The organism is Micromonospora sp. DT201, from assembly GCF_049841575.1.
Classification (GTDB): domain Bacteria; phylum Actinomycetota; class Actinomycetes; order Mycobacteriales; family Micromonosporaceae; genus Micromonospora.
Map to the genome: position 1 here is coordinate 1 of NZ_JBNCKP010000038.1, position 10,691 is coordinate 10,691.

8 protein-coding genes are annotated in these 10,691 nt (G+C 68.3%); 3 read left to right on the top strand and 5 right to left on the bottom strand.

The features are described 5' to 3' along the window. Window positions 1-26 precede the first annotated feature (26 nt). The 3 genes from ACLQ28_RS33405 to ACLQ28_RS33415 all read right to left on the bottom strand — a co-directional run bounded on the left by ACLQ28_RS33405 (window position 27) and on the right by ACLQ28_RS33415 (window position 3,111). Window positions 27-2,405, bottom strand: a complete 2,379-nt coding sequence (locus ACLQ28_RS33405) for a trypsin-like peptidase domain-containing protein (RefSeq protein ID WP_425690246.1) — start codon at window positions 2,403-2,405, stop codon at window positions 27-29. A gap of 8 nt (window positions 2,406-2,413) precedes the next feature. Beyond that, entirely contained in the window at window positions 2,414-2,695 is a 282-nt protein-coding gene (locus ACLQ28_RS33410; RefSeq protein ID WP_350935011.1) for a trypco2 family protein, read from the bottom strand. 257 nt (window positions 2,696-2,952) lie between these two features. Further along, entirely contained in the window at window positions 2,953-3,111 is a 159-nt protein-coding gene (locus ACLQ28_RS33415; protein ID WP_425690247.1) for a hypothetical protein, read from the bottom strand. Window positions 3,112-3,855: 744 nt separating this feature from the next. Between ACLQ28_RS33415 and ACLQ28_RS33420 the strand changes: the two genes are divergently transcribed. The 3 genes from ACLQ28_RS33420 to ACLQ28_RS33430 all read left to right on the top strand — a co-directional run bounded on the left by ACLQ28_RS33420 (window position 3,856) and on the right by ACLQ28_RS33430 (window position 8,753). Then, window positions 3,856-4,425 (top strand): NADAR family protein, encoded by a 570-nt coding sequence (locus ACLQ28_RS33420; protein WP_425690248.1) that lies wholly within the window; start codon window positions 3,856-3,858, stop codon window positions 4,423-4,425. After that, window positions 4,422-5,066, top strand: a complete 645-nt coding sequence (locus tag ACLQ28_RS33425) for a hypothetical protein (protein WP_425690249.1) — start codon at window positions 4,422-4,424, stop codon at window positions 5,064-5,066. Before ACLQ28_RS33420 ends, ACLQ28_RS33425 begins: the two co-directional genes overlap by 4 nt. 168 nt (window positions 5,067-5,234) lie before the next feature. Continuing rightward, window positions 5,235-8,753: an AAA family ATPase gene (locus tag ACLQ28_RS33430; protein ID WP_425690277.1), complete on the top strand. Its 3,519-nt coding sequence runs from the start codon at window positions 5,235-5,237 to the stop codon at window positions 8,751-8,753. On the opposite strand, the gene ACLQ28_RS33435 is transcribed toward ACLQ28_RS33430, so the two are convergent. Together ACLQ28_RS33435 and ACLQ28_RS33440 are read right to left on the bottom strand one after the other, a co-directional pair. After that, the gene (locus ACLQ28_RS33435; RefSeq protein WP_425690250.1) at window positions 8,748-9,047 is read right to left on the bottom strand and encodes an NIPSNAP family containing protein; all 300 of its coding nucleotides are present in this window, start codon (window positions 9,045-9,047) and stop codon (window positions 8,748-8,750) included. The genes ACLQ28_RS33430 and ACLQ28_RS33435 overlap by 6 nt on opposite strands. 507 nt (window positions 9,048-9,554) lie before the next feature. Next, entirely contained in the window at window positions 9,555-10,229 is a 675-nt protein-coding gene (locus ACLQ28_RS33440) for a GmrSD restriction endonuclease domain-containing protein (RefSeq protein WP_425690251.1), read from the bottom strand. Window positions 10,230-10,691: the final 462 nt, after the last annotated feature.

Below are 10,691 nucleotides of genomic sequence, written 5' to 3' on the forward strand. Positions count from 1 at the left end.
AAGGATCTCCGATCCCCGTCCTCAGGTCAGCACCCCCAACTCACACGGGGTGTCTCACACCATCCTGACCAAGAGGGCCGGACCTCGGGTAGGTTGCCAGCCGCCTGCTCGGTGATGCGTAACGACCGCTCCGCTTGGGCGTACGCCTCTGTTTGCTTGCCGACGGCGGCGAGGCGAAGCGCCAGGTTATTCAGGGCGATCGCCAGGTCCACACGTGCTTGGGTCTGGTTCCTGGTACCCCTATCGTCGATGTGCCGCGCGAGCCGTGCAACGCGCTCGCGCTCGACGGTCACGGCTAGGTCGAGTAGGCCCGTGTGGAATGGCGGGAGTCGCCTGGCGGTGTTGTTGAGGGTGGCAAGATCAACAGTGTGGACGCTGGCTGCTGCGAGGTCCGACAGCTCCGACGGATGTCCGATCGATTCGGCGACCACGACGATGGCGGGAAGGAATGCCTCCGGCTCTCGCTGGAGTAAATGTTGGATGACCTCGGTCACCGGGATGACGGACGTCTCCGCGGCGGAGGCCTGGTCGCTGAATCCCGCGACCCGCGCCAGAACGGTCAAGGCGTGGATTGCCGTCTCCACGTCGGCGCCGTCCAGGAGTTCCGCGCTCTCCCGACTGGCGATAGCCACAGTGGGAGCCGCAACCATGGTACGGGCGATCAGCGCCTCACCAAGCCGGTCAGGGACGATCGCCCGCCAGTAATGCCTGTCGTCGTCGGGAGGGTACAACTCCGCAAGCAGCCGGGTGAGGTCTTCGGTAGGACACGACAACGTTCGACTGCCCATCACCCGGGAGATGGTGTCGTGTGCATCGTCGAACGTCCGTGCCGGGTGCAGTGTGGGTGCGGCTAGTAAGCGGTCGAGAAGGCGGTCATTGGGCGATAGGTGGACCCCTTCTTGCAGCAGTGCCAGCCGCCAGTAGTGCCGCTCGTGCGCCAGCACGGACTCCAGGGGCCCCGCCTGACCTGGCGTGTGCGTGCCTCGGCGTTCGTCGAGGACCTTCGCCAGCGCAGCAGCGTGCAGGTCGAGGACGCGGGGATGTACCACGTCGGGAAGCGCAGGGGCCTCTCGATTTTCAACACTATTGAGCAACTCTCGGCGGAACTGGACGTAGGCTGCCGAGAACACCTGGCTGGCGTTGGACAGCTCGACGGTGGTGAGTGTGAACGGCTCTGGGTTCATCATGTTGTAGGCACTCGTGCCGACAGCGAAGCCGTCCCACCATCTACCGGGGGACCGTGCGAGCAACAGCACGCGTGCTGCCCCGGAGCGGGTCGCCGCCAGCGTGGTCAGGAGATCCCTCAGCCGATCTATGCCCGTCTCGGCGTAGTCGACGGCCACGAAGACCCGAACTCCCTCATCGGTCGCGTACCGGAGATGCTGTACAAGCCTGTCGAATGTGTCCTTGCTGGAAACGACTCCTGCTGTCCAACCCCGGCGCTGCAGTGTGACAGCGAGCTCGATGCCGAAGCGCGTCTTGCCGGTACCTCCGGGGGCGTACAGCAGCCGCACGGGCGGGGATTCCGCGACATCGTCGACGCACCAGTGCAGCATCTCTTCGAACTCAGGTGGGGGGATGAAATCGACTGCGTGATTGCGTGGATCGAGCAACCAGGACGGGAGCGGATCGGCAGGGCGGGCAGGCGCCTTCGGCATCGGACCACCGAAGAGGACATTGCGGTGGTGTTGCAGCGTGTCGGCCCAGGCCGGGTCTTCGACGAAGGCGTGCGGATCGACCGGGCTACCAGCATCGGCAAGGAGGTCAAGTCCTGACATGCCATCGTCGTCAGGAGTGGCCAAACCTTCGGGTAGAAGTGGTCGGGCGTGCAGGTAGCCAGTGAGCGGTCGTTGGGGCTGGGAAACCTGGGCGGCAATCACTGCTCCCTGGCAGAAGACGGCCGCGCCGGACATCCCCTGCCAGTAGCTCCCGTCGTCCATCGACGGGTAGCTTTCCGTGGGCCGCAACCGCAGCAGACCCGTCTTCGTGCCCGCGAACTCCGCGAGCCGGATCTCTCCAGTGACCTCCACCGGCTCGCGCCGCGTCAGTGCCGCTCCCGCGACGTCACCAGCGCGAGGCCATCCGTACATCACAAAGTCGAGCCGGCTGCCGGTGCCGGGGCGAAGGGCCCGGATCGGCACAGTTGATGTGGGCAGCGCCGTCGGGTTAACCAATCGCAGCAATGCCAGATCGACTGATCGGGCTACCCAGGCGACGGATGCGGGAATCTGTGCGCCGGCCGTGTCGCGCAGGACCACATCGTATGCTGCCCTGTCCGCGGGAAAGATGTGCGCGCAGGTGAGGACGAGGCCGGCACCCAATCCGAATCCCGAGCCGTATCCCGGCCGGGCATCCTCCACCTTCGGAACGACCAGCACCTCGACGGCACGTCGAAAGTCGAACATGGCAGCGTCTAGCCCGGCAACTGCTGCTCCCCGGTAAGAACAGGGAGCCCGTCTACGCGTACCGGCGTCAAGGGCACGGTGATGCGGTGGGTCCGCGTGCCGGTGTGGCTGTGTTCACCCCCGGCCTCGATGACCCAGAACTTCAGCCCACCTCGCCCACCTGACGTCCGCTCGACGGCGATCTCGAACTCGACGCTCATCTCGCCGACCTTGAACCGCAGATTCTCTGCTCCGGCTGCCTCGATGGCTGTCGTCAGTTCCTCGCGTAGGGCCGTGATGGCGTCTGCCAAGCCGATTTTCTGCAAGGCTCCTCCAAGGGGTCGAGGGGCAGTGGGGCTAGCAAGAGCAGGTGCCTGCCCGGGGTAGAACTACTCGGGAGTTCCACCCTAAGCAGGAATGCGGGGGCGGCCCGCGTATGGGCATGTCCGGTAGCCGACAGCTCCGGCGTGCCGCCCGACGGTCGTCTCATGACCCGGGCCGAGCACCTGCACGCTCGCCTCGACGTCAGCATGTACCGTCTCGGCCTGGTACTGATCGGCAGTCTCGTTCACCGGTCGTCACCTGTCAGGTCGGCGAAGGCGCGCAGGAGCAGTCTCGCTGCCACGTTGGCGGCGAACCAGGGGAAGAAGTCGCTGTCCGGGTCGAGGCCCACGTGCACCGTTCCACACCAGTCCTGCCGGTCGAACACCGCACGGTACTGCCGCACGAGCTGGTCTCGCTGCGCGGTGGTGCATCCGGACCGGTCCGGAGTCTTTTCCGTCAGGTGGTCGGCGATGCCCTGTCGACGTACCTCTGGACGGTTGGTGCTCGCCTCTCCATCGACGAACCGCTGGCCTCACGCCGCCAGATCCTGACGACGCATCGCCTAGCGCTCATCGAAGCCTGGGGTATAGCCGGCGACTTCGTCGGCCTTGACGCGGAGTCAAGAGACCAAAATGCCGCCTCATCCGAAACGCGGATGAGGCGGCAGGTCAGAGCGTTCCAAGACGAGCAGGCTAGCGGCCGATCGTTCACGCGGTTACCGCCAACAAAGATCATCCGCTACCGGATGTTACCGCCGTTACCGGAGAAGAGCTTCATCTTCCCAGGTCAACCGGTCGGGACGGCCGGATTCGAACCGACGACCCCTTGACCCCCAGTGAACTAGCAGCCCTATCGGCACCTGCCGGGCGATACCGGATCGTGCCGAACCTGCAGGTCAACGGGCAAGCGGCGGTCCGGCCCGCATCGGGCCTTGCCGGGCCTTCCCGGGCCGTCCGTGAGGCGGTTGTGAGATACCACGCGGTCCGAGGGCTTGGGAGAGGCGCTGGAGATCACCGGCCAGCGCCTCTCCATCGGCTACCAACCGTCACCCCGGGATCACGGACGCAGGCCAGTCCAAGGCGTCGCAACGTGCACGGCTGGCAAACCCGATAGCGCGTGAACACACGCTTCTGGCACCCTGCCGAACATGCCCGACACCGCCTCCCCGCCGCGCAGCCTGCCCGAGCTGCGGGCGCTCGCCGCTGCGGGCGGGCGGATCAAGTACCTGTTCTTCTGGGGGCACCAGCCGCAACCGGACGGCAGCATCGGACCGGGGTGCCTGAGCCAATGGTGGCCGGCCCCATTCGTCGTGGACGGGATCCGTTACGCCACGGCTGAGCACTACATGATGGTCGGCAAGGCCCGCCTGTTCGGCGATGAAGCGATCGCCGCGCAGATGCTTACGGCGCCGCACCCGGGTGCGGTCAAGGCCCTGGGCCGGCAGGTCCGCGACTTCGACCAGGCCACCTGGGATGCGTACAGCTTCGGCTTGGTCGTCGCCGGCAACGTAGCCAAGTTCAGCCAGCACCCCAACCTCGGGCAGTACCTATCACGCACGGGCAACCGGGTCCTGGTGGAAGCCAGCCCGGTGGATCAAGTTTGGGGCATCGGCCTTTCCACAACGGATCCACGCGCCCAGGATCTCGCCCAATGGCGCGGCCGCAACCTTCTCGGGTTCGCGCTGATGCACGCCCGCGCGCAACTCGCCACCGGATGAACCTCAAGATCCACGTACATCAGGGACGGCTCGGCGCCGAACAATTCCGTGTCGTCCGCCCCGCCAAGCCGGTGACCGGCGCGGTGCTGGTCGACAACAACCCCTGGTTCGTCCTGGAACTCGACGCCGACGCCGCGTTCACCATCACCGGCCTGTGGATGCTGGCAGCCCGGTCACGCCACACGCTGATCCATCTACCCCTGCGGGGCAACCCACCATCGGAGCCGTCCCTTGCCACCGCGGCCGTCGGTGAGCTCGACCTGGTACTCAGTCACCGCGACCTGCAGTTCGCCCCGAACCGGTGGAAGCAGCTACGCCATCGTCTGGGAGCCGGGGCTCCGCACACCATCCCCTGGAACCCGAACGACGTCCCCGCGTGGGACGAGGTCCACGAACTCAACCGCCAAGCGCGTTGGCGCTCTTCCCACAGGGACAGGTTCCACCAGCGCCTGCACGCTCACACCCTGTTCATGACCGGCAACGCGATCGCGTTCCGGCGCACAGCCCGGTACATCCTCGACCTGGCGCTCTGGCACCCCGACCCCAGCCATCCCGGCACCTACCACTCCGCAACAGTGCATCCCGCGGACGGGCACTTCGCCACCACCAGGCAAGGCATCTACCTCATCAGGTGGCGGTAGCGGCCACCCAACCAAAGCCCTGCGCCACCACCACACGTGGTGATGGCTTTGGGCGCTACAACCCGGCGGGATGTGTAGAGAGCCAGTCGCGATGGCGGTCGTTGGCCTATTGATGCGAGCGCCTACCCGCTACCGTGAGCCCATCGGGGATCATCGTTGGGGGGATCGGTGCGGCCGAGTCGACGTCCACCTATCGCCCTTCAGCTGTCGCTGCTGATCATCGCCGTCCTGCTGGAGATCGCGGCGAACTTCTTCGCCAATGCCGACACTTCACCATTGAGCGCCGGGATCCGTCAGGTTGCCGGTCCGGCGCTGATCGTCCTCCTGGTGGTGCTGATCGTCGGCAACGGCCTGGTGCTGTGGTGGCAAGCGCCTCGCAGTCCGCGGCCGTTGTGGCGGTCGGATCGCAGCCCTTATCCGGGGCTCTCTGCCTTCACGGAGCAGGACGCGTCGGTGTTCTTCGGCCGGGATGAGCAGGTCACTGAGCTGGTGCGACGCCTACACGAGCTGGGCCTGGACGCGCCCGCCCGGTTCGTCTGCGTTACCGGCGCCTCCGGCAGCGGCAAATCCTCCCTGGTCCACGCCGGCATCGTTCCCCGGCTGCGAGAGGGACGGTGGCAGGTATTGCCAGCGCTCACGCCGGCGGGTGAACCGCTCGGCGTGCTCGCGGACCTGGCGGTCACACTGGGCGCAGCCGACCGAGCCTCCGCGCTGAGGGAGGTACGGTCCCGCCCGGACACCCTTGCCCGCCACCTGACCGCCTGGCGGGCTCGCAAGGGCCACCGGCACGGACGCGTCCTGCTGATCCTCGACCAGCTCGAGGAACTGGTAACCCTCTCCAGCGCCGCCGAACAGGCCACGTTCCTGGAGCAGATCACGACGGCGCTCGACGCCGACCGAAGGCTCTGGGTTGTCGCGACGCTCCGCGTCGAGTTCCTCGCCGATCTCCTCGCTGGTCCGCGCCCGGAGCTGTTCGCCAGCCCGGTCGCGCTGGGGACCATGCGGCCGGCGGACCTCGTCGCGGTCGTGGAGCAGCCCGCCCAACTCGCCGGATTGCGGTTCGAAGACGGGCTCGTCGACCAAATCGTCGCCGACACCGCTACACCGGACGCGTTGCCACTGCTGGCGTACCTGCTTCAGGAGCTGCACCGGGCGGCCGGGCCGGGCCAGACGGCTACCCGCCAGGCGTACCAGGCACTCGGCGGCGTCGCCGGGGCCCTGGGCCGCCAAGCCGACGGCGTGATGGCGGAGGTACGCCGCGAGAGCAGCACCGAGGACGTCCTGGACACCCTGCTCCGTCTGGTAGCGATGGAGGGCACCGAGCCGACCCGGCGCCGGGTGCCGCTGCGGGACCTGTCCGACAGTCAACGTCGGGTGATCGCCGTCTTCACCGACGCCCGGCTGCTCACCACCGACGTGATCGACGGTGAGCCGTACGCCCAGGTCGCACACGAGGCGTTGTTCCGGCGGTGGGCGCCGCTGCGGCAGCAGGTGGAAGCGCGGGCGGAGCAACTGCGCCGGCGTACCGAGCTGGAACGGTGGGCGGCGGACTGGGTCCACGCCGGGCGAAGCGCCGACTACCTGCTCACCGGGGAACGACTTGAGTTGGCCGGGCAGTGGCTGGAAGCGATGGAGTCGGCCGGCCAGGACAGCCCCGCCGCCCGTGCCCTGGTGAACGCCTCCCGGAGCCGGGACACCGCGTTCCTGCACCGGGTGTCGGAGACGATCGGTCAGTTCGCGCTCAGCAACGTCGACCGTTACCCGGAACTCGCGGTGCTGCTGACCTCGGCCGCCCTGCAGGAGTGTCCGCCGACGCCGGTCGCCCGCCGGGCCCTGATGGCCGCGTTGGCGTTCAGCCACACCGAGGCAGTACTCGCCGGACACACCGATGCCGTCCGTGGGGTCGCCTGGTCACCAGACGGAGCGCATTTGGCAACCGCGTCCAGAGACGGCACCGCGCGGATCTGGCACGCCGACACCAGCACGGTCGTCCGGGCGCTACGCGGGCACACCGGCATGGTGGACGCCGTCGACTGGTCCCCCGACGCTACCCGGCTCGCTACCGCCTCCCGGGACGGCACGATCCGGGTGTGGGACGCGGCAACGGCGGAAACGGTCGCGGTGTTGCCCTGCGCAGACGTGGCACGCGGTGTTACCTGGTCACCCGACGGGTCCCGCCTCGCCGGGTCGAGCCGGGACCGGACGGTCCAGGTCTGGGACACCGTCACCTGGGAGCTTGCCGTTCATCTGGTCGGTCACGAGGGGGATGTGTGGGGCCTGCGGTTCTCCCCCGACTCCCGGCGGCTGGCCTCCGCCTCCCACGACCGGTCCGTCATCGTCTGGGACCTCACCACAGGTAAGGCCGAGCAAAGACTGACGGGGCACGGCGACTTCGTCGAGGCCGTCGCGTGGTCCCCCGACGGCAGCCAGCTCGTCACCGGATCCGGTGACCACACCGTACGAATCTGGGATCTGGCGACCGGCGAGACCCGGCACGTCATCGGCGGTCAGGGATCACCCGTCTGGTCGGTCGCCTGGTCGCCCGACGGCCGCACCGTCGTATTCGCCACTGGCGACGGCGGTATCCGTGCCTGGGACGTTCGGCGGCTGCGGGAGGTAGCCGAGCTACGCGGGCACTCCCAGGTCGCCTGGTCCGTCGCGCTGTCCCCGGACGGGCGACGGGTATTTAGCGGCTCCGGTGACGGCACCGCCCGGGTGTGGACGATCCAGCCGCCTGGAGCTGAACATCGACTCCTCGCCGGACACGACGGATCGGTCACCGCGCTCGCGCTGGATCGGACGGGAAGGATCGTGACCGGTGGCGCGGACGGCACCGTACGAACCTGGCAAACGGACGGCACAGCCGACGTCACGACGTGGCCGGAACCGGTCGTGGCCCTGGCCTGCTCACCGACAGCCGACGTGATCGCCGTGGCCCTGCGCGACGGCTCAGTCCACCTGATCGGCATCGACGGCGACGTGCGCTTCGGAGCTGAGGTCGAATCGCTGGCCTGGTCACCGGACGGGTCCCGCTTGGCAGCAGGCTGCAAGGACAATTCAGTACGAGTCTGGGACGTCCGCACACGCAGATCCGCCGGCGTCCTGCGCGGACACTCCGACTGGGTAGGAGCGCTCGCCTGGTCCCCGAGCGGCCGCTACCTCGCCTCCGGCTCCGACGACCGAACCATCCGCGTCTGGGACATCGAACACCCCGGCGACAGCACCGTCCACTCCGGTCACCAGAACTACGTCGACGCAATCAGTTGGGCACCTGACGAGGGCCGGCTCGCCACCTGCTCCGCCGACTGGACCATCCGCGTCTGGGACCTCACCGGCACCGACCAGCCGCGGGTCCTGACCGGCCACGACAAGCGCGTCCGCACGGTGGCATGGGCACCGGACAGCCGGCGCCTCGCGTCCTGCTCCGACGACCGCACCGTACGGATCTGGGGCAGCGCGGACGACCACGGTGAGGTGATCGGCGTACACCGCGACGGCGTGACTAGCCTGGCGTGGCTGCCGGACGGGCGGCAGGTCGTCACTGGCTCAGCGGACGGCACTGCGCGTGTCTGGGCGGACTCCGTCGACCTGGCCGAGCTGACCGCAGTAGCGCACTCGAGGGTGTTCCGCGCGCTCACCGACGACGAGCGGCAGGCGCACCTACTACCCGGCGACGCGGACTCATAGCGTCTGCTCAACCTCGCGGGTCTCCTCGCCCACCAGGTAATCGTCCGGGTCCAAGCCGAGTGTCTTACGGCGCTCGGAGGCCCAGTAGGCCGCGTTGGCCTCATCGAACGACTCAGGGCCCTCGTGGGAGATCACCCAGATGTGTTGATTCCGCGCGCGGTCTTTCCACGACCCATGGATCTCGAAACCGAGATCGTGCCGCAGCGGGACGACCAAGCGCTGCCACCTGTCCACCCACTCGTCCAGCAGCCCCGCCCGGACCGTGTAGGTACGGATCTGCACAGTCCTTGCCATACCCGCCACCTCATCCGTGCCGCATTCCAAGGCGCTACGCCATCGACCCTAGCCGAAGCCGCAGAAGCAAGCCGGGCACACGGTCCAGCACCGGCGGCGTCGGGCAGCGCGGCGAGGTGCTCCTCCCCGGACGCCACCCGCCATCCTGTCTGCCATCGACCCGCCCGCCGGGGAGCGGGCCGCCGCCCGGCCCGCCACGGCCTGCGGACCTCGACGGCTCGTACGGGCGTTGGCGGGCCGGGCGGCGGTCTGCTCGGCTTGCCCGGGTCGATGGCAGACAGGATGGCCTACCGCCACCACCGGCAAGCTGGCTGCCGCAAACGGCCTCCGGCCCATCCTGGAGCCGGAGCGCCCCCGCCGGAGGCGCAATGACCCCAACCCGCAGGTCGCGCGACTCGACGACGCAGCCGAAGCTCTCCCCCACATCGGGCCTGGTCACGCCAACGCGCCCGGGCGCCGGGCAAACGACGAACCCTGGCCGGCGCGTCGGAGCCGACCAGGGTTTGGTCAGGAACTGCAGATGTTGAGCATGGTCTGTAGCGCGGACTTCTCCGACGACTGCAGCCGCAGGCTCCAGTTGTACTTCACCGTGATCCACATCTTGCTGTAAGTGCACCGGTACGACGACAAGGACGGCTGCCACGTGGAGGGGTCCTGGTCACCCTTGGACTGGTTGACGTTGTCCGTCACCGCGATCAATTGCGGGCGGCTCAGATCGTTGGCGAAGCTCTGCCGGCGGCTGGTCGTCCAGGAGTTGGCTCCGGAGCGCCACGCCTCGGCGAGGGGCACGACGTGGTCGATGTCGACGTCAGAGGCCGCCGACCAGGTCGCGCCGTCGTACGGGCTGTACCAACGGCCCGAGGTCGCTGCGCAAGAACTGTCGACGACGACGGAGACGCCGTCACGCTTGAGGACCTGCTCACGGGTGTTGCAGCTGCCGCTGATGGTGATCCAATGCGGGAACAGGTCGCGCGAGTAACCGCTGGTCGATCCTTCGGTGGCCACGGTCAAGGCGTTGAGCTGTGACTGCGCGGTCGCCTTCGATGGAATTCCCGGCGGTGTCGCCGAGGCGGGCGGGGCGCCCGCGACCGAGAACACCGCGCCGGCGAGGACGGCGATCGCGATCGCGGCGGAACGCAAACGGCGGCGTGCGAGTGGAGCATCGGTTGTCAGTTGCGGCATGCGGGCCTCCATAGCGGCACTGATCGGTCGGACAGTCACAGTCATCAATGATGATGGCGGCAGTACGACGGTGATGCGAAGCCCGGACGGCGTTTAAGCGACCCTTCCGCACCGCTGGGTGTAGCAACCTCGCAGCGTCGGGCTACTCGATGACTCTCGACGCACACGGCCTCATTGCGATCCTCGCCCAGCCCGGAGAGCGGGCGCAGCCCGTTGGGTGCGCTGTCAGGGGCGGAGCCGACCACAGCGTTGCGATCCGCGCCCGGTCCGTAGGCCGGGCGCAGCGATGGCGGCGATCTTCCGCTTGGCGCGGTCCTCGTCGTTGCGATCCTCGCCCGGTCCGGGGACCGGGCGCAGCGCAGCGGTCGCAGCGAACATGGTGCGGCTGGTCCGGTCGTGGGGGGGGGGGGGCGGGGGGGGGGGGGGGGGCGGCCCGGCGGCGGCGAACAGCCACCACAGCAG

What these genes read in the sequence shown, in the direction of transcription:
- ACLQ28_RS33405 (WP_425690246.1), bottom strand. Translation starts at nt 2,405, where the DNA reads ATGTTCGACTTTCGACGTGCCGTCGAGGTGCTGGTCGTTCCGAAGGTG.
- ACLQ28_RS33420 (WP_425690248.1), top strand. Translation starts at nt 3,856, where the DNA reads ATGCCCGACACCGCCTCCCCGCCGCGCAGCCTGCCCGAGCTGCGGGCG.
- ACLQ28_RS33425 (WP_425690249.1), top strand. Translation starts at nt 4,422, where the DNA reads ATGAACCTCAAGATCCACGTACATCAGGGACGGCTCGGCGCCGAACAA.
- ACLQ28_RS33435 (WP_425690250.1), bottom strand. Translation starts at nt 9,047, where the DNA reads ATGGCAAGGACTGTGCAGATCCGTACCTACACGGTCCGGGCGGGGCTG.
- ACLQ28_RS33440 (WP_425690251.1), bottom strand. Translation starts at nt 10,229, where the DNA reads ATGCCGCAACTGACAACCGATGCTCCACTCGCACGCCGCCGTTTGCGT.